The following is a 22,218-nucleotide window of genomic DNA, read 5'->3' on the forward strand; positions in this document are numbered from 1 at the left end:
GCGGAGTGGCCGGACCCCATCCCGGCGGGCATAGCTTCATCTCGGAGCAGGCACGGCCGATCGGCCGGGCGTGCGATGGCCGGCTTCAACGGAGCCACCGACTTCCACAACCTGCTGATGGTGGTGGCGATGCCGGCCGGGCGTTACCTGCCGAGGGTCTGCGTCCTGGCTCTCGCCGGGAGGCTTGCCAAGCAGCAGCCCGGTGTCGTCACGGTGGGCACCCTCCGCGCGCGCACGGCGTGAGCTTCGTCGTCCTGGCCACGGCGGCTTCGGTGATCCTGGCGTTGCTGAACTTCCTCCCCGCCCTCTCGCTCGGATCGGTGGCGGACGGACTGCTCCAGCTGCTCCGGCGACGACCGAGCTCGACCGCCGGTTCCACGGGCGCACGGCCCTCGTGAAACCGGCGGGAGCGTATGTGCTGCCGGGGAGGGCAGGTGCCAAGGGGTGCGGCGGGAACGGTCGTTCATCCGCCCGGTGGCCTGGGGTCGCTGCCCGTCCCGGGCGCCCGCTCAGCCGACCAGGTGGCCGACGAGGTCGGCGAGGCGGTCGGGTTGTTCCTCGATCACGAGGTGTCCGGCGCCCTCGACGACCCCGAGTTCGACGTCGAGCGTTCGGCGCACGGCGGCCCGGAGCCGTCGCGGAGGCAGGAACACATCATGCTCGCCGGTCACGACGCGCCGGGGGACGGACCGGCTCGCCACGTGGGCAAGCCCCGGGGCGCCGCTGGACCGGGCGTGGCGGGCGACGAGCGTCATCCAGTCCACCAGCGCGGGCCGGGGAGTGCCGCCGGTGCCGTACATGGTGCGGAGGAGCCAGGCGCTGTGCCGTGGCCGGGGAATCGCGAGCCAGGTGGCGGAAGCACACAGAACACCGGGCGTCAGCCGCAGCCCGGTGAGGCCGCCGGGGGAGACGAGGATCTGCCCGTCGATGCGGGGAGAGGCGCTGGACAGCGCGATCGCCGCGCCGAAGGAGTGGCCCAGCACGATCACCGGCCCTGACGCGCAGGCCTCGACGGCGTCGGACAACCATGCCCCGTACCAGTCGAGCCGGCCCTCCGCCAAGCCTCGCTCACCCGAGCTCAACCCCGGCTGACCCGGTACGTCGATCAGGACGGTCCGGTACCGGGTGGCGAGGGCGGTGGCCAGAGGCAGGCAGGTCGCCGCGTTGAAGTTCGTCCCGGGTACGACCACCACCGTCGGCCCGCCGCTGCCGGCGACGACCGCATGGGTCTCGACACCGCCTGCCTTGAACACCCGGCATTCATGCGGTACTTGCCATGCAGCCAGCTCTTCGACACACCAGCGCCGAACGGCTTCCCGGCCCTCCGCGCTTCGATAGATCGACATCACGCGGCGAGTATCACACGGGCTGTCCGGGGCAGAGCGGTGTCTTCACGCTCGCTTGACGGCCCATGCATCCACAGGATTCAGAGAGGATCTCCGTATGAGCAAGGTGACGAACAGCGGAACCGGTGACACCAGTGGTCTTCCGGAGTTGTCGATCCTCGACGGTCGGCACCGGTTGGCGGTGCACGGTCTGACCATCCATCAGGACTCCTTCACCATCCGGTACACGATCACTCCGCCCCTGCCGGGAGGGGACGACGAGGCGTCCATCCTGCTGTTCCTCGAGGCGGAGGACGACCTCGGTCGTACGTACTCCGACTGGGGTGGCGCCTTCGGACGCAGTCCCGACGGCACGCACACCGACGGAAGCATCACGGGGCAGCCGGCCGTCGCTGCCGGGGCCGGCGAGATCCGGGCGCGGATCACCTTCCTGCGCGACGGGGAGGAGTTTCCGTACGCCCTGACCCTGCCCCTGCCCTGACGGGCTCCGGGCTGCCCCCGGGTCACGGCGGGGAGTCTCGCTGCGGGCGCGGGAGGCATGTCGAGGCATGACGACGGGACGAGTCACCGCCATGACTCGTCCCGTCGGAGGTCTGGCCGATGGGGCGGCCGGAACCTCACGCCACCGGACATTCAGGTTGTTCGGCGACTGAAGAGGAACCTAAGGCTCCGTCGGGCTTCAGAGGCGTTGCGCGGGACAAACTTGCGCACTCTTGACGGTCACCCCGCCCCGTCGTCAACAACGCGTGAATCCGGCCCCGAACAGCATCAGAACCACGTAAACGAGCGCCGCTCCTGGCCAGAACAGATCACAGAATGATCGACGCGGGGGACGGAAGACCCTTCGTGGCGTGGGTCGGAGGCGATTGACCATCACCTCCGGAGAAACACGAAGTCCGGAAGCGGGGGCCCGGACAGGCGTGAAAGACCTGCCACGGACGGTCTCCCCGAGGGGGACCGCCCGGGCCGAGCTGAGGGGCAAGGGCCGGGCGGTCCCCGTACTCGGGTACAGCGGCGGACCGCCGCCGCAGCGGGGTCCCTTCCCGCGCCCTATCCGTATGGGAATCGTCAGGACTGCGTCAGCATCGCCCCGGACCGCGCAAGAGAGCCGTCAAGCTGACTGTGCGCCCCGGATGCGGCGCGGTTCTGTGTACCTGAATCCGTACTCCAAGGTACGTACGGGCAAGGGGAGTTGATCGTGCATGGGCGTGGAGAACGTCGTCGGCCTCATCGTGGCCATCAGCCTGGTCGGCCACCTGGTGGCCGCCCTGATCCGCCCGGAGAAGTTCTGAAGCACGAAGAAACCCCGGCTGCCTCGCCTCTGCCCGCGACGCGCCCGGGAACGCTCAAGGTCTTTCTCGGCGCGGCACCAGGAGTCGGGAAGACGTACCGCATGCTGGACGAGGGTCGGCGCAGGGCCGCACGTGGCATAGATGTGGTCGTCGGATACGTGGAGTGCCACGGCCGGCCGCACACCGAGGCGATGCTGGACGGCCTGGAGGTGCTGGAGCGAGCCCGGCGGGAGTACCGCGGGAGTACGTATCCCGAGCTCGATCTCGACGCCGTGCTGCGGCGCCGACCGGACGCCGTCCTGGTCGACGAGCTCGCCCACTCCAACGTGCCGGGCTGCCGGAACGCCAAGCGCTGGCAGGACGTGCAGGAGTTGCTGGCCGCCGGCATCGACGTCGTCGCCACCGTCAACATCCAGCACCTGGAGTCCCTCAACGACGTCGTCGTGAAGATCACCAGGGTTCCGCAGGTGGAGACGGTGCCCGACGACGTCGTACGCCGAGCGGACCAGATCGAGCTCGTGGACATGCCTCCGGAGGCGCTGCGCCGCAGGATGGCGCACGGCAACATCTACCCGCCGGAGAAGATCGACGCCGCGCTCGCCAACTACTTCCTGCCGGGCAACCTCACCGCGCTGCGCGAACTGGCCCTGTTCTGGACCGCCGACCGCGTCGACGAGGCCCTGCGGAAGTACCGCTCCGAGCACGGCATCGGCCGGGTGTGGGAGACCCGGGAGCGGGTCGTGGTGGCGCTGACCGGCGGGCCGGAGGGCGAGACGCTGATCCGCCGCGCCGCCCGGATCGCCGACCGCACGGCCCAGGGCGGCGCCCTGCTCGCCGTACACGTCGTCCGCAGCGACGGTCTCGCCGCGGGCGCCTCGCACTCGGCGCTCGTCCGGCAGCGACGCCTCGTCGAGAGCGTGGGCGGCAGCTATCACACGGTCGTGGGCGACGACGTGGCCACCGCGCTGGTGGAGTTCGCACGCGCCGAGAACGCCACCCAGCTGGTCCTGGGAACGAGTCGGCGCGGTCGGCTCGAACGCTTCCTCACCGGCCGTGGTATCGGCGAGACGACCGTCGCGCTCTCCTCCGACATCGACGTCCACATGGTCACCCACGAGCGGGCCGGCCGCGGCCGACTGCTGCCCTCCCGCCGCCGTACGCTGCCGACCTCCCGGCTCGTCGCCGGTCCCGTGGCGGGTCTCGTCCTACCGGTACTGCTCACGCTCTTCCTCGACCGCACCCGGGGCACCTTCAACCTGACGAGCGAGGCGCTGCTGTTCCTGGTGACCGTGGTGGGCGTGGCCTCCATCGGCGGGGTCGTCTCCGCGCTCGTCGCCGCGGTGACCGCGTCCCTGCTGCTCAACTACTGGTTCATAGCGCCGATCGGCGAGTTCAGCTTCAGGGATCCCGACAACCTGCTCGCGCTCGTCGTCTTCGCCCTGGTCGCGGGCACGGTGGCCGCGATCGTGGACCGCTCGCTGAGAATGTCCCGGCGTGCCGCGGCGGCCACGGCCGAGGCGGAGACGCTCTCCTCACTCACCGGCGACGTCGTGCGGGGCGACCAGGCGATTCCGGCGCTCCTGGCCCGTACGCGGGAGACCTTCGCGATGGACTCAGCCGAACTCGTCGAGCAGCAGGTGGACGACCCCGCCGCGACCCAGGTGTCCGTGGGCCCCGGTCTCCACCTCGTCCTGCGCGGCCGCGCCCTGCCGTCCTCCGAGCGCCGGGTCCTCGCCGCGTTCGCGGCCCATGTCTCCGCGGCCGTCGAGCGGGCCCGGCTCGCCGAGGCCGCCGCCGAGGTCGAACCGGTCAAGGCCGCCGACCGGATGCGCACCGCACTGCTCGCGGCCGTCAGCCACGACCTGCGCACCCCCCTCGCCGCGGGCTGGGCGGCGGTCGGCTCCCTGCGCAGCCCGGACGTGCAGTTCACGGACGAGGAGCGGGGCGAACTGCTCGCCACCGCTGACGAGTCCATGGCGCGCCTCAGTCGGCTCATCGACAATCTGCTGGACATGAGCAGGCTCCAGGCCGGAGCGCTCACCTTGAACCTTCGCGCGACGAGCCTGGAGGAGGTCCTGCCCTCCGCCCTGGACTCGCTGCCCCCGGACGCGGCACCGCCCGTGCTCCACGGCGTGGAGGCGATCCCGCTGGTCCTCGCCGACCCGCCACTCCTTGAACGCGTCATCGCCAACCTCATCGGCAACGCCGCGCGCTTCGCCCCACCGGGAACCCCGGTGCTGGTCACCGCGAGCGCGCTCGCCGACCGCGTCGAAGTGCGCGTCGTCGATCGCGGCCCCGGCCTTCCGCCCACCGACCGGGAACGGGTCTTCGAACCGTTCCAGCGGTTGGGCGACACCGACAACTCCACCGGCGTGGGCCTCGGGCTCGCCTTGTCGCGCGGCCTCACCGAGGCCATGGCGGGCACCCTCACCCCGGAGGACACCCCGGGCGGTGGCCTGACGATGGTCGTCTCGCTGCCCGTCGCGGAACCACCGGGAACGGCCGCAGCGCGGACACCGTACGGCGTCGGTACGCAAGGAGCCGCCGGCATGTGAGGAGCTTGTAGGCCGGGTTGGTTTCCCGCTGTGGGCCGACTGGGTGTAGGAGGTTCGTCAAGACGGTGCATGGCCTCGTAAGGGCGTCGTCAACGGAAGCCGCGACGTGGCCGAGAAATGATTCTCTCCAACCGTCCCGCAGTTGCTTCTTCCCCCCCCGACGCCCCACCCCGGTTCTCAGCTCCCTGGAACAGAAAGGCCGCACGTCGATGAGCCAGGTGCTCGTGGTCGAGGACGATCCCCGGTTGGTTCGGACTCTCACGATCAATCTGAAGGCACGCAACCACGAGGTGGCAGCCGCGACCGGCGGTGTCGCGGCGCTGAGGATCGCCGCGGGCGTCCCTCCGGACGTGATCCTGCTGGACATGGGTCTGCCGGACATGGACGGAATCCACGTGATCAAGGAGTTGCGTCGTTGGAGCAGAGTACCGATCGTGGTCGTCTCCGCTCGTCGAACCTCCGGCGAGAAGATCGCGGCCCTCGACGCCGGCGCCGACGACTATGTGACCAAGCCCTTCGACATGAACGAACTCCTTGCCCGGCTGACGGCCGCTGTCCGCCGCAGGGAGACCACCGGGCCGGCCGCTGACGAAGTGCAGGTCGTCACCACCGACGACTTCAGCGTCGACCTCGTGGCGAAAAAGGTCCGGCGTGCCGCCCACGACGTGCGGCTGACGCCCACCGAGTGGCACCTGCTGGAGACCCTGATCCGCAACCCGGGCCGGCTCGTCAGCCAGCGGCAACTGTTGGAGGAGGTGTGGGGTCACCATGCGGGAGACAGGACCAACTACCTCCGGGTCTACATGGCGCATCTGCGGCGCAAACTCGAACCCGACCCGTCGCAGCCGCGGCACTTCATCACCCAACCGGGCATGGGCTACCGCTTCGAGACGTGACCCGGACAAGAGCTGACCGAGGCCACCTCATGACGTACTGAAGTGTCTTGTGGTGCTGGAGAGTCCGGGCATCGTCCGTGCCCGGTCGGCCGCAGGGCGTATGCATCACGTTGGGTGGCGGTCGTCCTGCGTCAAGAGATCGCGAATGATTCCGGCCAGAACGTGCTGGGGGCTCCGGGGGATCGAGGATCGACCCTCATGGGAGCTGATGTTCGATGACAACAGAGGTCATGTACGCGATGACGGACGGCGCGTGGGAGCAGCCGGTCCGCTGGTACTCGGCGAACGGGGCCCCGCAACCGCAGCACATCGCCACCGTCGCGGACACCATCAGTGTCGCCGCGGCGCACCGCCTGATGGCCGAGGGCACCGCCCTGCTGTGGTCCGGGGACTACGAGTCCGCGCGCCGGCTCCTGGCGGCCCTGGGCCGTCGCAGCGAGCGCAGGCAGCCCGCTCTGGCCCAGAGCCCTGCCGAGGCGTTCGGGCGGCACCGTCGTGAGCAGGAGAGGCGTGCACGGCTGCTGGGGATGCTGCTCGTTCCGTACGGCGGCGACTGGATAATCCCGCTGCGCCGGGCGCCCCGTGTCCGCGAGGCATGCCTGCACGCCTACGGCCCGTCCGGCGGCCCTGGCGTCGGCTCGTTGCGGGAGCTGCTCGGCGTGATCGGCGCGTACGAGTGGTACAGGAAGGGCGTGGAGATCCCGGCGCTCGGCGGTGAACGCATCCATCCGCACTACGGTGTCTTCTCGCCGGTCCGGGGCGAGTACGTGGATCTGGTGGCCGAGGCGAAACTCCCCAGGGGAGCCACGGCCTTCGACATCGGCACGGGCACGGGCGTGCTGTCCGTCCTGCTCGCCCGCCGCGGGTTGCGCCATGTCGTCGCCACCGACCAGGACGCCCGCGCCGTGCACTGCGCCCGCGACAACGTCGCCCGGCTCGGGCTGGCCGACAGGATCGCCGTACGGCACGCCGACCTGTTCCCCGCGGGCCGTGCCCACGTGATCGTCTGCAACCCGCCCTGGCTCCCGGGCCGTCCCCGTACCCCGCTCGACCAGGCGGTCTACGACCCGGACAGCCGGATGCTGCACCGCTTCCTGACCGGTCTCCCACACCGTCTGGAGCCTGGCGGAGAAGGCTGGCTGATCCTCTCCGACCTGGCCGAACGGCTCGGGCTGCGGGGCCGTACGGAACTCGACGACGCCATCCGGGCCGCGGGCCTGCGCGTGCTGTCCCGCACGGTCACGAAGCCGCGCCACCCGCGTGCGTCGGACCCATCGGACCCCCTGCATCGGGCCCGCGTGGGGGAGGCGACCTCTCTGTGGCGCCTCGGAGTCGCCTGACCCCCCACTGCTCCGGGTCCCGCAGGGCGGTCGAACCGCCGCGGTCGATGCCGACCCTGGGGACGCGGGCGCTCGTGAGACTCGGAGGGACCGTCAACGGCACTCCGCCCTCCCGCCAGAGGACCTTGCCCAGCCGGATCGCACGGCGCTTGCCGACCGGCCTGAGCGTGTCAGGGATTCGCATGAAGACGACCGGTGGCCGTCAAGGTCCTGTCAGGGCCCGGCCGCAGGTGTGGGGACCTGGGCATAGCTTCGAAGCCGTGCCGGATCACGCTCACGCGTACGGCAGGTATCCACCCGTTTCGAGGTTCCTCAAGGAGCGCCTCATGTGCCTCTTCCAGTACGACGACGATCCCGAGCCCGAGGAACCCGGCCCGGCCGGGCTCCTGTACGTCCCGGTCCGGCCGGGAACACACGCGGTGGCGGTCCGCGTCTTCCGCACGCCGCTGGGCAGCCGTACCGCTGTCGGGTTCACCACCGTGGCGAGGCTGGCCGTCACACTCGGCGCGGAGCAGCCTTGGATCCGGCTCTCGGAGTCGGTCCTGCGCTCTTTGGCCGAGCCGCTCGGCGCAGAGCTGCTGACCGTCGACCCGACGCTCACCGCCCCCGCGGTCACCAGTCCCGCGGCCTCCGCCCTGGCGTCGCGGAAGGAGCCGGCTGCCCAGGAGGTCGGTCAGACGGCCCCGACCGCCTGACCGTGCTGCACTCCGCGCCTCGCCGACTCCGCCCCGCCGGTACCGGCGGGGCGCGGTAGTGACCTGCACGGTGCGGCCGGACACGTGACGCGGTGGCTTCCGCGATGTGGCTCGCGGGCCGGCTCCGGTGTCAGCCGACGTGGACGCGGGGGCGGCGGTCGCGGTCGGGTTCCGCCTCGCGCAGGACCTCGCGGGTGACCGGGGCGACCTCGCCCTGGCCGAGGAGGAAGAAGCGGAGGAAGTTGGCGAACGGGTTGCCCTCGGTCCACTCGAAGTAGATGTGCGGGCGGGTGCCGGTGGTGTCGCGGGCGTGGAGGAGGAGCGCGGCGAGGCCGTTGGGGATGGAGGAGGACTCGATGGTGAGGACGCGGTAGCGCCCGTGCAGGACCTCGCCCCGTACGGTCAGACCGGCCTCGAACTCGGACGGGTCGGTGACCGTGACCTCGACGAAGACGAAGTCCTCGGAGGTCGGGATGTCGTTGTCGGCGCGGATCTGCTCGATCTTCTCGCGGTACTCGGCGATGTCCCTGCGGTCGGGCTCGTTGGCGATGAAGCGCGGTGTGCGGCGTGAGATGTCCTGGATGAAGCGCTCGGCCAGCTCGTCCAGCTCGACGTGCGTGACGCGCAGCTCGAAGGCGCGGCCGAGGCGGGAGAGGAGGGAGATGAGGATGATGCCGGCGATGAAGCAGGCACCGATCTTCACGCCGTCGGGGCGCTCGATGACGTTCACGACGGTCGTGTAGAGGAACACGACCGAGATGACGCCGAAGCCGATGGTCCAGCCGCGCTGGCCGGCCTTGCGCGCCGCGATGGTCACGGCGATGGCGGCCGAGCAGATCAGGACGAGGACACCGGTGGCGTACGCGCCGCCCTGGGCGTCCACGTCCGCGTCGAAGATCCACGTCACCAGGAACGCGACGAGGGTGAAGACGATGACCATGGGGCGCACGGCGCGCGCCCAGTGCGGGGCCATGCCGTACTTGGGCAGGTAGCGCGGCATCAGGTTGAGCAGGCCGGCCATGGCCGAGGCGCCGGCGAACCAGAGGATGGCGATGGTCGAGACGTCGTAGACCGTGCCGAAGGTGTTGCCGAGGTACTCGTGGGCGAGGTAGGCGAGGGCGCGGCCGTTCGCCTGACCACCCGACTCGAACTCCTTCTCCGGGATCAGAACCGTGGTGATGAAGCTGGTGCAGATCAGGAAGACGCTCATGATCAGCGCCGCGGTGGTCAGGAGCTTCTTGGTGTCGCGGATCCGGCCGGTCGGCTTCTCCTCGGTGTCGCCCGGGTCGCCCTGGACGTGCGGCATGACGGCGACGCCGGTCTCGAAGCCGGACAGACCGAGCGCCAGCTTGGGGAAGACGAGCAGGGCAACGCCGATCATGGCGAAGATGTTGCCGTGCTCGGCGGTCAAGGCGCTGGTCCAGTCGGTGACCACATGGCCCTCGGTCACGACGTGCCAGAAGCCGGTGACCACGACGACCGCGTTGAGCGCGAGGTAGATCCCGACGAGGACGACGGCGACGCCGATGGCCTCCAGGAACCCCTTGAGGAACACCGCGCCGAGCAGCGCGATCAGGACCATGGTGATCAGGACCTGCTTGTTGTGCAGGGCCTCTTCCAGGTGAGGGTTCTCGACGAGGTGGGTGGAGGCGTCGGCGGCCGACAGGGTGATGGTGATGAGGAAGTCGGTGGCGGCGAAGCCCAGCAGCGTCAGGACGAACAGCTTCCCCTTCCAGAACGACAGCAGTCGCGACAGCATCGCGATCGAGCCCTCGCCGCTCGGGCTCTCCTCGGCGACCCGGCGGTAGACGGGCAGTGCGCCGGCCAGGGTGACGATCACCAGCACGATGGTGGCGATGGGGGAGAGGAGACCGGCCGCGAGGGCGGCGATGCCGGGCTGGTAGCCGAGGGTCGAGAAGTAGTCGACACCGGTCAGACACATCACCCGCCACCAGCGCTGTCCCCGATGACCGGCATCCGGCGCCGACTCGACGGGCCGGGAGGGTTTGCCCTTCCCCATGTCGGAGAGGCCCTCCAGCATCCACGCGCGCAATCGTCCCGTGCGCGCGTCCTTCGTGGTGGCCATGGGAGTACTCCTGAGCTGCTGCTGGGTGAGGGGTTCCGGCCATCGTGCGGACGGCCGGGCCAGCGTAAGCAAGGCGTCAACGGCGGATCGGGGCGGGCGCGTCAGGAAAGCGTCAAGATCCACCGGGCGGGCTCATCCCGGGTGCTCACCGACCGAGGGCGCGCTCGGTGAGGCCTCAAGGCCGACACGTGTGCCCGAGGAGGCCGAGGAGGCGAGCTGGACGGCAGGGTGCCGACGCTGCCTCACGGGCGGTAGACGAGCTCGATCAGGACGGCCGCGATGAGGAGCCAGGCTCCCACGCCGAGCAGCCACATGGCGTCGTAGACGACTCCGAGGACGCAGACGGGCAGGCCCGCGGCGGCGAGCGACAGCGACATGCGTCGCATGCGCCTGTCGGCGGGTGTCCGCGCGCTGTTCCGGCTCATGGCATGACCGTAGACCCGAAGGACGTCCATGGGGCGCTCGATGAGCGGCGGTTTCCGGCCGCTCGCGTCAAGAAGGTGTGAAGAGAGCGCCGTCGGGCGCCAAGAACCCGCCAGGGACTGTGGGGAGCGCGCTGACCAGGGCACACCCTGAGCGGACCTGAGTACGAAGGAGAACCCCCGCATGTCCGCTCTGACCACCGAGAACGGTGCCACGCCCGCCGTCGAGGAGCCCCCGGATTCCGGTGCGCGCCACAAGCTGACGACCGTCACCGGGCTCGCCGCGCTGTCGCTCGACGCGATGGCCTCCGTGGCGTACGGCCCCGAGGCGATCGTCCTGGTCCTCGCGGCGGCCGGCGGCTACGGCCTCGGCTTCACGCTCCCGGTCACGCTGGCCATCGCGGGCCTGCTGGCCGTCCTCGTGGCCTCGTACCGGCAGGTCATCGCGGCCTTCCCGGACGGCGGCGGTTCGTACGCGGTGGCCAAGACGCATCTGGGCCGTCGCACCAGCCTGGTCGCGGCGGGCTCGCTCGTCCTCGACTACGTTCTGAACGTCGCCGTGGCCGTCACCGCCGGCGTTGCCGCCCTGACCTCCGCCTTCCCCGAGCTGTACGGCGACCGGCTGTGGATATGCCTGGCGGTTCTCGTGCTGATCACGGCGGTCAACCTGCGAGGCATCGTCGACTCGGCGCGTGCGTTCATCGTCCCGACCGCCGTCTTCATCGGCGCGATCCTGGTCATGATCGCCGTCGGTCTCTTCCGCGACGGCCCGGTGTCCACGGCAGCGTCCGCCGGCCATGCATCCGTCCTCGCGGACAACGCCACCACCGTCGGCGCGCTGCTCCTCCTGAAGGCCTTCGCCTCCGGCTGCTCGGCTCTCACGGGTGTCGAAGCGATCGCCAATGCCGTCCCGTCGTTTCGCGCCCCCGCGGCCAAGCGGGCGATGCGCGCGGAGGTCGCGCTCGGCGCGCTGCTCGGCGTGATGCTGATCGGCCTGTCCGTCCTGATCTCCCGCTTCGGCCTCCAGCCGGTCGAGGGCGTCACTGTCCTCGCCCAGCTCACCGACGCTTCCCTCGGTCACAACTGGGCCTTCTACGTCGTGCAGTTCGCGACCATGGTTCTGCTCGCGCTCTCCGCGAACACCTCCTTCGGCGGCCTTCCCGTCCTGCTGAAGCTGCTGGCCCGCGACAACTACCTGCCCCATGTCTTCGGTCTCAAGGCCGACCGTCAGGTCCACCGCCACGGCGTCGTCTGGCTGGCGGTCGTCTCCGCGGCCTTGCTGGTCTTCTCCGGTGGAGACACCAACACCCTGGTCCCGCTCTTTGCGATCGGTGTCTTCGTCGGCTTCACGATCGCCCAGACCGGCATGGTGCTGCACTGGCGCCAGGAGAGAGGCCCCAAGTGGGTGGCGAAGGCCCTGCTCAACGGTCTCGGCGCCGTCCTCACCGGTGTTTCCGCGGTCGTCGTCACGGCCACCAAGTTCCATGACGGCGCCTGGCTGATCGTGATCGCGCTGCCGGTTCTCGTCCTCGCCTTCGAGGCCGTGCACCGGGCGTACGGCAAGATCGGCGAGCGCCTCGGCGTCGGCCGGATCCCCGAGCCCCCGCACCGCGAGCGCTCGCTCGTCCTCGTCCCGGTCTCGTCCCTCACCCGGCTCACCAGCGAGGCGCTGACCGCCGCTGTCTCCCTCGGAGACGAGGTCCGCGCCCTCACGGTCTGCCACCCGGATGCCGAGGACCAGGCGGCCACCGAGGCCCTGGAACGCGACTGGGCCCTGTGGAACCCCGGCGTCCCGCTGGTCCGGCTTTCCTCCGAGCGCCGCTCGCTCGGCCGGCCCATCACCGCGTACGTACGCGATCTGGGGACGACCGAACCCGGCACTCAGGTCACCGTCCTCATCCCGGAAGCCGAGCCCGAGCGTCTCTGGCAGCGTGCCCTGCAGAACCAGCGGGGCGCGGTCGTCGCCCACGCTGTCCGTCGCGACACGAACGCTGTCGTCTGCCGGCTCCGCTTCCGCTGCTGACGTCGACCGCTGCCCGTCAGGGATCCGTCAAAGACACCTCCGCCCGGTGCCACCCACGCCGCACCGGGCGGAGGCTTGACGTGTCGGGGGATAGCGGGGGGCTGGATCCTGCGAGGTGGATCATGAGGATTCCGCTTCGGGACACGGTCGCCGTCGCCGCCGGAGTCCTGGCACCGTTCGTCGTGGCCCGTGTTGATCCCGCTGCGGACGTCCGTCACGCACACCAATCTCGCGCTGCTGCTGGTCGTCGTGGTCGTCGCCGTGTCGGCGTTCGGCAACCGGTTCGCCGGCGCGCTTGCCGCGCTGTCGGCTGCCGCGTGGTTCGACTTCTTCCACACCGAGCCGTACCAGAGCTTCCACATCGAGGACCGGGCGGACATCGAGACCGCCGTCCTGCTGCTGGTCGTCGGCCTGATCGTGTCCCAACTGGCGGCGCGCGCCCGGACGATGAAGCGGGTCGCGGTCACGGACGCCACGCATCTGGAGCGGCTGCACGGCACGACCCGCCTGGCCCGTTCCGGCACGTCTTCCTCCGACGACGTCGTCCAAAGGGTGCGGCACGAACTCGTCGAGGTGCTGGAGCTGAGGGCGTGCCGTTTCGAGTACGGCACGCTCATGGGGCGTCCGCCGCGGCTCGACCCGGACGGGACGGTGAAGGTGGACGGCTGGATCTGGGACCTGGAGCGGCAGGGCTGGCCGGAGGGTGAGACCGAACTGCGCGCCATCGTCCACGGGCGGTACCAGGGCCGCTTCCTTCTGACTCCCGAACCCGGCTCCGTACCGCCGCCGCTGGAGGCGCGGCTTGTCGCCGCCGACCTGGCGGGCCCAGGCAGCCGCCGCGCTGGACGACGACGAGGTCAGTGCAGGCCGGAGATCGTGAAGACGGAGTGCGCGGTGTCCCGTTCGACGTGGCGGGCAAGCCGGTCGAGGTCCCGCACACCGTGCCTGAGGGTGCCGTTCGCGTAGGAGGTTCTCGCGTCGGTTTCCAGGAGCAGCCAGAGCGGCGGGTTGGCGAGGAGCACACGCAGGTCGATCCGGGCCCGGCCGCCGTCCGTGTCGGTCAGCGTGAGGCGCCGCTCGATCCCGTCCGGCCAGTGGAGGGTGGCGAGCCGGTCCGTGCGTACGGACGTCCGGGTCCAGAGGGTCCGGACGGTCAGCCGGCCCGGTGCCGCGACGACCCTCGCGGGCAGCAGGGCCATGAAGAGGGCGACGGCCAGGGCGATCCACAGCAGCGCCGCAGGCAGGTTCAGGCCGCCGTCGCAGGCCTCCACGATCAGTGAGACGACCAGCAGGAGGCCGGCGCAGCCGACGGCGGCCCGGGCCTCGCCGGCCCATGTGTTGTCCTGGACGGTGAGACCGTCGGATTCTGACTGCGGGACGAATCGTGGCTCCATGGAACGGACGCTAGAACCGCGGCGGAACGCCACCGGTCCGTCCTGACGCCGTTCCTACGCGGCCTCGGTCAACTTTGACGCGTGGCTGACGGGTCCGGCGACGTGGTGGACGTACTCGTGCTCCAGGCGGAAGCCGGCGGTCCAGGCGAGGAGACGGCTGGGGCGGTTGTCGCGGGAGCAGCTCCAGCTGGCGAGCCGGCCGCGCGCCGCGATGTCGGCGGTCAGTCCGGCGACGCAGGCCAGGGCGAGGTGCTGACGGCGCTCGTCGGGCGCGGTGGCGCAGGCGACGTCCTCGTAGCGGTGGCCGAGGTACCGGCTGCAGGCCACGGCGAGGACCTTTCCCTTGCGGACCGCCACCCAGCCGAGCCCCGACGCGGCGAGGGCAGAGGGTCCTTCCCAGCTCTCGTGGATCCAGGCCATGGACGGGTCGAGCGCCGCGAGTGCCGGGGCGTCCTCGGGGGAGAGCCGGCGCACCGTCACGCCCCGGGGCACACGAGGCGTGACGGCCTCGGCGCGGTGGAGGTAGAGCATCCGCTCCCAGGGGACGAGCTGCTCGAAGGCGGCGCCGAGGACGGGGACGAAGCGGCCCGGCGTGTCGACGTAGTGCCGGGCGAGCGGGGCCAGTTCGTCGGGGGTGACGGCGCTGGGGTCGCCGGCCAGGAGGGCGTGTCCGCCGCAGGTCACCGCCACCACGCGGGGCTCTTCGGCCCGGTCGGTCCACCACTGGCCGTGGCCGGTGGTGAGGACGTGCTCGGCGAGGGCCCCGGTGCCGGGCGCGCCGGACAGGAACACACGGGCAGGGGCGGGCGGTTGGTGGGACGCGTGGGGGATCACGGGCACCTCCTGGTGCGGGAAGGACGCGGAAGAGGGGGCGGCCCGGGTGCGGGCCGCCCCCGGGGGGTTCAGCGGGCGCCGGCCCTGCGGCCGTGGTTCGCCTTCTTCTTGCGGCGGTCCTTCTTCTTGCGGGCGCGCTTGGACATGGCGGTACGGGTTCCTTTCAGGTCGTGCAGGTCGTGCAGGCCGTTCACGGCGTGCGGGGCATCAGGAGTTCTGGCCGACGAGGAGGTCGGCCAGCTTGGTGAGGCGCTTGACGGTGCGTTCCTCGGAGGCGGCGGGTGCGGGGGCGACGCGGTGGTCGCGGTCGTAGTAGGCGCCGTTGACGATCTCGACGGCCGGGTCGCAGAGCCGTACGACGTGGGCGGCGCCCTCGGCCGGCGCGAGCCCCTCGTGGGCGTACAGGGGGAGGAGGCTGGTGGTGCAGATGCCGGGGTGGACGGAGACGGCGGTGACCCGCGGGTCGGCGGCAAAGACGGTGAGGGCGAGCTGCGACTGGGCGTAGGCGGCGAGGCGGGAGTAGCGGCGGACGCGGTTGGGGTCGTTCCACTGGATGGAGCCGGTGCGGTGCAGGGAGGACGAGACGTTGACGACCCGGCCGCCGGGGTCGCTGGTGAGTGCCGGCTCCAGGAGGTGCGTGAGCAGGTAGTGGGCGAGGAAGTTGACCTGGAACGCGATCTCGTTGCCGTCGGCCGTGACGGTGTGCCGCTCGGGCGCCGCCATGCCCGCGTTGTTGACGAGGACGTCGAGGCGCGGGTGCTCGGCGAGGATGCGGGCCGCGAGGTGCTCGACCTCCTCCAGGTGCGTGAAGTCGGCTTCGAACGCACACAGTCGGTTCGCGTCGACCCCGGACAGGGTGACGAGCCGGTCGGTGGCGGCGAGCGCCTCCTCGGCCGTGCGGCCGTGGACGAGCACCGTGGCTCCGCGCTCGGCGAGGAGCCGGGCGGTCTGGTGGCCGATGCCGGAGGTGGCACCGGTCACCAGGACAGTGCGGGAGGAAAGGTCGGATTCGGGCATGACTGGTCAGTCCCTCAGGGATGAAAGGTGTGTACGGGTACGAGGAAGGGGCGCCGGACAGGGATGTCACGACGCCCCCGGAACTCCGGAGACTTCGGTCAGCGGTGGGCTGAGGTCTCCGGGCAGCGGGGCTCGCGACGGGGCGCCTGATGAGGCGGCCGGTCGGTCAGGAGCCACGCGCTGTTCATGCTTCCCATCGAAGCCGCACGGGAAGACCCGGGCAAGCGGGGCGGGAGATCCCTGACGCCGCCCTGACGGAACTTCATCCCAGGCCGGGGATACCGGTGATGAGCAGGTCGATCGCCTTGATGCCGAGGAAGGGGAGGGCGAGTCCGCCGAGCCCGTAGACGGTCAGGTTGCGGCGTAGCAGGTCGTGCGCCGAGGCGGGCCGGTAGCGGACGCCGCGCAGCGCGAGGGGGATCAGGGCCACGATGATCAGGGCGTTGAAGATGATGGCCGAGGTGATCGCCGAGGTCGGGCTGTGCAACCCCATGATGTTCAGTGCCTCCAGCCCCGGGTAGGCGCCGGTGAACATGGCCGGGATGATCGCGAAGTACTTCGCGACGTCGTTGGTGATCGAGAAGGTCGTCAAGGCACCTCGGGTGATGAGGAGTTGCTTGCCGATCTCGACGATCTCGATGAGCTTGGTCGGGTTGGAGTCGAGGTCGACCATGTTGCCGGCCTCCTTCGCGGCCGACGTACCCGTGTTCATGGCCACGCCGACGTCCGCCTGCGCCAGTGCGGGGGCGTCGTTCGTCCCGTCGCCGGTCATCGCGACGAGCTTGCCGCCCTCCTGCTCCTTCTTGATGAGGGCGAGCTTGTCCTCGGGGGTGGCCTCGGCGAGGAAGTCGTCGACGCCGGCTTCGTGGGCGATGGCGCGCGCGGTGAGCGGGTTGTCGCCGGTGATCATCACCGTACGGATGCCCATGCGGCGCAGTTCGGCGAACCGTTCCTTGATGCCGTCCTTCACCACGTCCTTGAGGTGGACGATCCCGAGGACCCGTGGGCCGTCCCAGTCGTTGACGGCCACCAGGAGCGGGGTGCCGCCGGCCGCCGAGATCTGGTCGCTCCAGGCACGCGCCTCGCCCGGCACCTTCCCGCCGTACATCTCGACCCAGGCGACGACCTGCGCCGTCGCACCCTTGCGGATGTGGCAGGCGGCGCCGTTGTCCCAGCGCAGGTCGATGCCGCTCATCCGCGTCTGTGCGCTGAACTCCACGAACCGGGCGTTCGCCAACTCGCCCTCGGCCGGGGCCCGCAGCCCGTACCGCTCCTTCGCGAGGACCACCACGGACCGGCCCTCGGGCGTCTCGTCGGCCAGCGAGGCCAGTTGCGCGGCGTTGGCGAGCTGCGCCTCGTCGATCCCCGGCAAGGGGACGAAGTCGGCGGCCTCCCGGTTGCCGAGGGTGATGGTGCCGGTCTTGTCGAGGAGGAGGGTGTTGATGTCGCCGGCGGCCTCGACCGCGCGGCCGGACATGGCGAGGACGTTGCGCTGCACGAGCCGGTCCATGCCCGCGATGCCGATCGCCGAGAGCAGCGCGCCGATCGTCGTCGGGATCAGGGTCACGAGCAGGGCGACGAGCACGGTGGTGGAGGGGACGGCGCCGGCGTAGGTGGCCATGGGCTGGATCGCGACGACGACCAGGACGAAGACGACGGTGAGGGCGGCGAGGAGGATGTTGAGCGCGATCTCGTTGGGCGTCTTCTGCCGGGAGGCGCCCTCGACCAGGGCGATCATCCGGTCCATGAAGGAGTGGCCGGGGCGGGAGGTGACCCGTACGACGATCCGGTCCGACAGGACCGTCGTCCCGCCCGTCACTCCCGTCCGGTCGCCGCCGGACTCGCGGATGACGGGGGCGGACTCGCCGGTGACGGCGGACTCGTCGACCGCCGCAACGCCGTCGACGACGTCGCCGTCGGCCGGGATCAGCTCGCCCGCCTCGACGAGCACGAAGTCGAAGAGCCGCAGGTCGGTGGCGGCGACGGCCTCCGTCTCGGCCCGGTCGAGGTCGGTGCCGTACCGCCAGTGCTTCAGCCGCAGCGCCACCGTGTCCGTGCGTGCCTTGCGCAGCGACTCGGCCTGCGCTTTGCCGCGGCCCTCCGCCACGGCCTCGGCGAGGTTGGCGAAGATCACCGTCAGCCAGAGCCAGACGCTGATCACCCAGGTGAACACGGACGGGTCGTAGAGCGCCGACAGCGTCGTGAGGACGGAACCGACGCCGACGACGAAGAGCACGGGATTGCGCACCAGGGCCCGTGGATGCAGCTTGCGTACGGCCTCCGGGAAGCACTTCACCAGCTGGACAGGGTCGAGCAGGCCACTGCTCTGTGCGGAGTGCCGCCGCTTCGGCCCGGGGTTCGGGTTGCGGGGTGGAGCAGACGGCGGAGCCGACATGGGCGGAGCGGAGGGCGCCTGCTGGGGCGCGCGGGAATGCATCGCGGAAGACCTTCTGATGAAGCCCGGCCCGCCCGATCGGCGCCGGCCGGGGAGAGCACGGCAGGGCCGCCCTCGTCCGCGCCCCGTGGGCGCACAGGGAATTTCCCGGCGCCCACAGGACGGCTGCGGACGGACAGCGACGCTCGCGGAGCGGGGGCACGGCAGCCGGATGGGAGGGGCAGCCGTGCCCCCGCGGTCCGGGGACGATCAGGCCACTGACGTCCGCGGCCCGGTGAGCGACCGAGAAGAAAGCTAGGCCCACGGCAAGGCGGAAACGGCATCGGAACGCCCGAATTGACGTCTCTCTGACGGACGTTGGCCCCGGCCGTCAAGGGACCGTCAAATCGGACCCGAGAACCGCCAGGGGCACGTCAATGCCGTTGGGTGGTGGCCGCATCGGACCCCAGACTCCTCGGCACGGGGGATCGGACAACCGTCCGAGTCGTGAGGGTGGGAGGGATGCGTGGCCACCACAACCGGTAGCGCGCACGGTCCGGAGACGACGGCCCGGACCGTCACCACCACACCCACGACGGTTGTACGACCGGTGGGCCGTCCCGGTCCGCGACCACGAGCACGTCGCGGACCGGGCGGCCCGTCCGCCGGCCCCGCCGGCAAGGGCTTCGAACGCGTGAAGAACCGCCTCAGCACGCTGCGGCGCCGCTCCTGGGGCACGCAGCCCGCTCGCCTGCGCCTGCTGCGTACGGCGATCCTGCTGCTCACGGCGGCCTGCGCCGGGTTGATGATCACGGCCGGACTCACCGCCTCCGACACCTGGGACGCCGTCACCGGCCATCACGCCCCGCGCACCGTGAGTGCCGCAGGCCTCAACCTCGCCCTCAACGACATGGACGCCCAGGCCGTCAACTCCCTCCTGGCGAACGGCGACGCGGGCAAGGGCCGGATGACCGTCCCGTACGACAAGGCCGTCCAGCTGTACGACGAGGCACGCGAGGCCGTCAGCCGAGACCTGCGTACTCTCGGCGTGGCAGCGGAGGGCGACATCGAGGCCGAGCGCACCGTCGAACGCCTCACCGCCGACTTCGCCCGGTACCAGGAGTTCATCGGACGAGCCCTGGAGAGCGACACCCGCACCGGCGGCAAACCGGACGCCGTCGAGAACTACCGCACGGCCAACGACATGCTCACTCAGCGGCTCCTGCCGGAGGCCCGCACCCTCGTCGACGGCACCAACCATCAGTTCGAGGACGCCTACGCCGCGGAACGATCCGACCTCGGCACACAAACGACCCTGCTCCTGGCCCTCGGCCTCACCCTGCTCGCCGTACTCGCCCTGCTCCAGCGGTACCTCGCGCGCAGCTTCCACCGCATCCTCAACCCGGGCCTGCTCGCCGCCACCGCCTGCGCACTCCTCGCCGTCGTCCTCGGCTCCCAGGCGCTCACCACCACCTCCGAGCAGCTGAGGGTCGCCCGCCGCGACGCCTTCGACTCGACCGTCGCGCTCTCCCGCGCCCGCGCGATCGCCTACGACGCCAACGCCGACGAGAGCCGCTACCTCCTCGACCGGGACCACCGGACCACCCACGAGACGGCGTTCCTGACCAAGTCGCAGAGCCTGTACGGGATCACGGGCGCCGACCTTCCCTCGTACGAGCCACGGCTCGCCGAGACCTGGAAGGCGTACCAGGAGGACCACGAGGACAAGCGGTTCACCGGCGAGTTCCGGCGCGAGCTGGACAACATCACGTTCCCCGGCGAGCGGGCCGCCGCCGAGCGGACCGTCGAGGCGTACGCGGTGTACCAGCGCGACGACCGCACCATTCGCTCCCTGGTCGCCGCCGGCAGGGAAGGGGAGGCCGTCTCGTTCTGCATCAGCTGGGAACCGGGGAAGTCCAACGCCCACTTCGGCACGTGGATGAAAGCACTCGACGAGGTCACGGCCGTCAACGGCCGGGCCTTCGACACGGCCGCCGACGACGGCAGGGACACGCTCACCGGGCGCCTGCCCTGGGCCATCGCCTGCCTGCTCGCCGCCGCCGTCCTGGCCGCCCTGGGCCTGCGCCCGCGCCTTGCCGAGTTCCGCTGACCGCGCTGCTCCGCTAGAGAACCGCCAAGACGCCGTCAGCATGCGAAGGCGCCTCGCAAGGGACCCGTCAAAGTGCTCGTACGCGCGCCGCGCACCGGGTTTCCTCGCAACAGGACACCCGCAGGGACCCACCAGGAAGTGAATCGCTCATGAGCGTGGAGAAAGTGGTCGGACTGATCGTCGCCGCCAGCATCGTCGGCTATCTCGTCGCCGCGCTGATCCGCCCGGAGAAGTTCTGAAGCGGCCCGCGCCGCCGGGGCCCGTCGACCCGGAGGTCCGTCCGGGGAGGCTCAAGGGCTGCCGACCATGCACGTGACCTTCGCCCGCCACGACTGACCACGCCTCGTGAACCGACGAAGGCTCCTGCCGGGACTTGGTTCAGGCGAGGTCAGTGGCCTCGTGGGGCGTACATGATGACCGCCATCCCGGCGAGGCAGACCAGCGCGCCGATGATGTCGAAGCGGTCGGGACGGTAGCCGTCGGCGACCATGCCCCAGGCGATCGATCCGGCAACGAAGATCCCGCCGTACGCGGCGAGGATGCGGCCGAAGTTGTCGTCGGACTGGAAGGTGGCCACCACCCCGTAGAGGCCGAGGGCGATGACTCCGGCGCCGATCCAGATCCAGCCCCTGTGTTCGCGGATGCCCTGCCAGACCAGCCAGGCGCCCCCGATCTCGAACAGCGCGGCGACGGTGAACAGGGCGATGGAGCGGGCGACGAACACGGGCGGGACTCTCCGGGGCAGGGGAAGCTGGAATCGGGTGCCGGTCAGGCGACCGGTGCGCGGTCAGGCGGCCGGGCCGAACAGGGCGGTGAGCAGGCCGGAGGCGTCGGCCGGCGCGCGGACCTCCAGGTGCAGGTGCGGGCCGTCGAGGTGGATCCGGAAGTCGAAGAACGGGCAGCCCTGCTGCTCGGCCGCTGCCAGCGTGGCCACCCGGGCCGTCCGATCGACGGGCAGCGTCAGCCGCAACCCGTCGGGCACCGCGTTCCGAACGGCGCCGTCGACCGCATCACGCCACTGTGCGGTCCGCTCGTGCAGGCCGTTGCCGGTCAGGGAGCAAGCCACCGGCGCCGTGCGCCACCCCTCCACCTCCGCCTCGGTGGCCTGTCGGCTGGGCGCGAGCACCACGTCCACCGGCCGCGTACGTGCGGCGGGCGGAGACGAAGGGGAGAGGAAGCCGCACTCGGGATCACAGGGGCTCGCACGGTCAGGCAGCGCGTCCAGGTGCTCCATTGCCGTGTGCAGGGAGGCGGTGAAGGCGGCCAGCTCGGCCGCGCGGGACTCGGCCTCGGCCAGGCGGGCGGCGATCCGCGGCCGCAGATCGGCCTTCACGTCCCGACAGGCACCGGCCTCCCACACCGAGAGCAGCTCGCTGATCTCCTCCAGCGGCAGCCCCAGGTGCTTGGCCGCGCCGATGAACGCCAGCCGCTCGACCGCGTCCTCGCCGTACACCCGGTACCCGCCCGGAGTCCGGTCAGCGGGCAGGAGACCGGCGCTCTCGTAGAAACGCAAAGTGGTCGCCGGCACGCCAGAGCGCTCAGCGAGCCTGGAGATCCGCATCATGCTCACGCCGTCGACGATAGACCTTCGCCCCAGGTCGAAGGTCAAGCCCAACCACGGGCCGTCTGCGGCTACGGTCGGTCACGACTCCGTTCGTGCGCCCCCGCGGCAGGGCAGCCGGGAGATGGTTCAGGGCCTGCAGAGGAAGCCATTCTGCAGGCAGAGAACCGAGTGTTGGCCACGGCTGATTCGAGGCTCTCCGGCGATCCTGACGCGATCTTGACGTCGAACTCTCGTGCGAAGGGAGACGTGGCGGGCTCCGTTCGGCAGGGT

At 70.8% G+C, this 22,218-nt stretch carries 22 protein-coding genes; 12 read left to right on the forward strand and 10 right to left on the reverse strand.

What is annotated here, in order from left to right; genetic code table 11:
* Window positions 1-75: 75 nt before the first annotated feature.
* A complete protein-coding gene (locus SGA01_RS05560) occupies window positions 76-243 on the forward strand; it encodes a potassium-transporting ATPase subunit KdpA (protein ID WP_141293888.1) in 168 nt (55 codons plus the stop codon).
* Window positions 240-398, forward strand: coding sequence for a hypothetical protein (locus SGA01_RS40885; protein ID WP_167534016.1), 159 nt, complete (start codon window positions 240-242; stop codon window positions 396-398). The genes SGA01_RS05560 and SGA01_RS40885 overlap by 4 nt, the downstream gene beginning before the upstream one ends.
* Window positions 399-509: 111 nt before the next feature.
* Here the strand turns inward: SGA01_RS40885 and SGA01_RS05565 are convergent, their stop codons facing one another.
* A complete protein-coding gene (locus SGA01_RS05565) occupies window positions 510-1,253 on the reverse strand; it encodes an alpha/beta fold hydrolase (protein ID WP_229918567.1) in 744 nt (247 codons plus the stop codon).
* A 190-nt stretch (window positions 1,254-1,443) separates the two neighbouring features.
* Here SGA01_RS05565 and SGA01_RS05570 point away from each other — a divergent pair, with 190 nt between their 5' ends.
* The 6 genes from SGA01_RS05570 to SGA01_RS05595 all read left to right on the forward strand — a co-directional run bounded on the left by SGA01_RS05570 (window position 1,444) and on the right by SGA01_RS05595 (window position 8,124).
* Window positions 1,444-1,827: a hypothetical protein gene (locus SGA01_RS05570; protein WP_141293892.1), complete on the forward strand. Its 384-nt coding sequence runs from the start codon at window positions 1,444-1,446 to the stop codon at window positions 1,825-1,827.
* Window positions 1,828-2,548: 721 nt separating this feature from the next.
* Window positions 2,549-2,638: a K(+)-transporting ATPase subunit F gene (gene kdpF, locus SGA01_RS05575; RefSeq protein WP_141294169.1), complete on the forward strand. Its 90-nt coding sequence runs from the start codon at window positions 2,549-2,551 to the stop codon at window positions 2,636-2,638.
* Window positions 2,639-2,739: 101 nt separating this feature from the next.
* Window positions 2,740-5,193, forward strand: a complete 2,454-nt coding sequence (locus tag SGA01_RS05580; RefSeq protein WP_371866002.1) for an ATP-binding protein — start codon at window positions 2,740-2,742, stop codon at window positions 5,191-5,193.
* A gap of 209 nt (window positions 5,194-5,402) precedes the next feature.
* The gene (locus SGA01_RS05585) at window positions 5,403-6,089 is read left to right on the forward strand and encodes a response regulator (protein ID WP_141293894.1); all 687 of its coding nucleotides are present in this window, start codon (window positions 5,403-5,405) and stop codon (window positions 6,087-6,089) included.
* Between the two features lie 215 nt (window positions 6,090-6,304).
* Complete coding sequence (locus SGA01_RS05590; protein WP_141293896.1) at window positions 6,305-7,429, forward strand: methyltransferase; 1,125 nt, start codon at window positions 6,305-6,307, stop codon at window positions 7,427-7,429.
* A gap of 326 nt (window positions 7,430-7,755) precedes the next feature.
* Window positions 7,756-8,124: an SAV_915 family protein gene (locus tag SGA01_RS05595; RefSeq protein ID WP_141293898.1), complete on the forward strand. Its 369-nt coding sequence runs from the start codon at window positions 7,756-7,758 to the stop codon at window positions 8,122-8,124.
* A 130-nt stretch (window positions 8,125-8,254) separates the two neighbouring features.
* Here SGA01_RS05595 and SGA01_RS05600 read toward each other — a convergent pair whose 3' ends face one another.
* Window positions 8,255-10,210, reverse strand: coding sequence for an APC family permease (locus SGA01_RS05600; protein WP_141293900.1), 1,956 nt, complete (start codon window positions 10,208-10,210; stop codon window positions 8,255-8,257).
* A 242-nt stretch (window positions 10,211-10,452) separates the two neighbouring features.
* Window positions 10,453-10,635: a hypothetical protein gene (locus SGA01_RS05605; RefSeq protein WP_141293902.1), complete on the reverse strand. Its 183-nt coding sequence runs from the start codon at window positions 10,633-10,635 to the stop codon at window positions 10,453-10,455.
* A 181-nt stretch (window positions 10,636-10,816) separates the two neighbouring features.
* Between SGA01_RS05605 and SGA01_RS05610 the strand changes: the two genes are divergently transcribed.
* Entirely contained in the window at window positions 10,817-12,655 is a 1,839-nt protein-coding gene (locus SGA01_RS05610) for an APC family permease (RefSeq protein ID WP_141293904.1), read from the forward strand.
* Window positions 12,656-12,844: 189 nt separating this feature from the next.
* Window positions 12,845-13,621, forward strand: coding sequence for a DUF4118 domain-containing protein (locus SGA01_RS05615; RefSeq protein ID WP_308699039.1), 777 nt, complete (start codon window positions 12,845-12,847; stop codon window positions 13,619-13,621).
* Here the strand turns inward: SGA01_RS05615 and SGA01_RS05620 are convergent.
* The 5 genes from SGA01_RS05620 to kdpB all read right to left on the reverse strand — a co-directional run bounded on the left by SGA01_RS05620 (window position 13,513) and on the right by kdpB (window position 18,337).
* Entirely contained in the window at window positions 13,513-14,049 is a 537-nt protein-coding gene (locus SGA01_RS05620) for a hypothetical protein (protein ID WP_141293906.1), read from the reverse strand. The two genes, SGA01_RS05615 and SGA01_RS05620, sit on opposite strands and share 109 nt — an antisense overlap.
* A 54-nt stretch (window positions 14,050-14,103) precedes the next feature.
* On the reverse strand, window positions 14,104-14,883 hold the full coding sequence (locus tag SGA01_RS05625; protein WP_141293908.1) for a GNAT family N-acetyltransferase: 780 nt from the start codon (window positions 14,881-14,883) through the stop codon (window positions 14,104-14,106).
* A 68-nt stretch (window positions 14,884-14,951) separates the two neighbouring features.
* Window positions 14,952-15,029, reverse strand: coding sequence for a 50S ribosomal protein bL37 (locus tag SGA01_RS42785; protein ID WP_371637667.1), 78 nt, complete (start codon window positions 15,027-15,029; stop codon window positions 14,952-14,954).
* 61 nt (window positions 15,030-15,090) lie between these two features.
* A complete protein-coding gene (locus SGA01_RS05630) occupies window positions 15,091-15,900 on the reverse strand; it encodes an SDR family NAD(P)-dependent oxidoreductase (protein ID WP_141293910.1) in 810 nt (269 codons plus the stop codon).
* Window positions 15,901-16,162: 262 nt separating this feature from the next.
* Window positions 16,163-18,337: a potassium-transporting ATPase subunit KdpB gene (gene kdpB, locus SGA01_RS05635; protein ID WP_141293912.1), complete on the reverse strand. Its 2,175-nt coding sequence runs from the start codon at window positions 18,335-18,337 to the stop codon at window positions 16,163-16,165.
* Between the two features lie 631 nt (window positions 18,338-18,968).
* On the opposite strand from kdpB, the gene SGA01_RS05640 reads away from it, so the two are divergent.
* Both SGA01_RS05640 and kdpF (SGA01_RS05645) read left to right on the forward strand, forming a co-directional pair.
* Window positions 18,969-20,384, forward strand: coding sequence for a GlnX family signal transduction membrane protein (locus SGA01_RS05640; protein ID WP_141293914.1), 1,416 nt, complete (start codon window positions 18,969-18,971; stop codon window positions 20,382-20,384).
* Window positions 20,385-20,533: 149 nt separating this feature from the next.
* Complete coding sequence (gene kdpF / locus SGA01_RS05645; protein ID WP_037642494.1) at window positions 20,534-20,623, forward strand: K(+)-transporting ATPase subunit F; 90 nt, start codon at window positions 20,534-20,536, stop codon at window positions 20,621-20,623.
* Between the two features lie 149 nt (window positions 20,624-20,772).
* Here kdpF (SGA01_RS05645) and SGA01_RS05650 read toward each other — a convergent pair whose 3' ends face one another.
* Window positions 20,773-21,108, reverse strand: a complete 336-nt coding sequence (locus SGA01_RS05650) for a YnfA family protein (protein WP_141293916.1) — start codon at window positions 21,106-21,108, stop codon at window positions 20,773-20,775.
* Between the two features lie 63 nt (window positions 21,109-21,171).
* Window positions 21,172-21,948: a MerR family transcriptional regulator gene (locus SGA01_RS05655; protein ID WP_443098355.1), complete on the reverse strand. Its 777-nt coding sequence runs from the start codon at window positions 21,946-21,948 to the stop codon at window positions 21,172-21,174.
* Window positions 21,949-22,218 lie beyond the last annotated feature (270 nt).

The organism is Streptomyces gardneri (genome assembly GCF_006539185.1).
Classification (GTDB): domain Bacteria; phylum Actinomycetota; class Actinomycetes; order Streptomycetales; family Streptomycetaceae; genus Streptomyces; species Streptomyces gardneri.

What these genes read in the sequence shown, in the direction of transcription:
- SGA01_RS05560 (WP_141293888.1), top strand. Translation starts at nt 76, where the DNA reads ATGGCCGGCTTCAACGGAGCCACCGACTTCCACAACCTGCTGATGGTG.
- SGA01_RS05570 (WP_141293892.1), top strand. Translation starts at nt 1,444, where the DNA reads ATGAGCAAGGTGACGAACAGCGGAACCGGTGACACCAGTGGTCTTCCG.
- kdpF (WP_141294169.1), top strand. Translation starts at nt 2,549, where the DNA reads ATGGGCGTGGAGAACGTCGTCGGCCTCATCGTGGCCATCAGCCTGGTC.
- SGA01_RS05580 (WP_371866002.1), top strand. Translation starts at nt 2,740, where the DNA reads ATGCTGGACGAGGGTCGGCGCAGGGCCGCACGTGGCATAGATGTGGTC.
- SGA01_RS05585 (WP_141293894.1), top strand. Translation starts at nt 5,403, where the DNA reads ATGAGCCAGGTGCTCGTGGTCGAGGACGATCCCCGGTTGGTTCGGACT.
- SGA01_RS05590 (WP_141293896.1), top strand. Translation starts at nt 6,305, where the DNA reads ATGACAACAGAGGTCATGTACGCGATGACGGACGGCGCGTGGGAGCAG.
- SGA01_RS05595 (WP_141293898.1), top strand. Translation starts at nt 7,756, where the DNA reads ATGTGCCTCTTCCAGTACGACGACGATCCCGAGCCCGAGGAACCCGGC.
- SGA01_RS05600 (WP_141293900.1), bottom strand. Translation starts at nt 10,210, where the DNA reads ATGGCCACCACGAAGGACGCGCGCACGGGACGATTGCGCGCGTGGATG.
- SGA01_RS05605 (WP_141293902.1), bottom strand. Translation starts at nt 10,635, where the DNA reads ATGAGCCGGAACAGCGCGCGGACACCCGCCGACAGGCGCATGCGACGC.
- SGA01_RS05610 (WP_141293904.1), top strand. Translation starts at nt 10,817, where the DNA reads ATGTCCGCTCTGACCACCGAGAACGGTGCCACGCCCGCCGTCGAGGAG.
- SGA01_RS05620 (WP_141293906.1), bottom strand. Translation starts at nt 14,049, where the DNA reads ATGGAGCCACGATTCGTCCCGCAGTCAGAATCCGACGGTCTCACCGTC.
- SGA01_RS42785 (WP_371637667.1), bottom strand. Translation starts at nt 15,029, where the DNA reads ATGTCCAAGCGCGCCCGCAAGAAGAAGGACCGCCGCAAGAAGAAGGCG.
- SGA01_RS05630 (WP_141293910.1), bottom strand. Translation starts at nt 15,900, where the DNA reads ATGCCCGAATCCGACCTTTCCTCCCGCACTGTCCTGGTGACCGGTGCC.
- kdpB (WP_141293912.1), bottom strand. Translation starts at nt 18,337, where the DNA reads ATGCATTCCCGCGCGCCCCAGCAGGCGCCCTCCGCTCCGCCCATGTCG.
- kdpF (WP_037642494.1), top strand. Translation starts at nt 20,534, where the DNA reads ATGAGCGTGGAGAAAGTGGTCGGACTGATCGTCGCCGCCAGCATCGTC.
- SGA01_RS05655 (WP_443098355.1), bottom strand. Translation starts at nt 21,948, where the DNA reads ATGATGCGGATCTCCAGGCTCGCTGAGCGCTCTGGCGTGCCGGCGACC.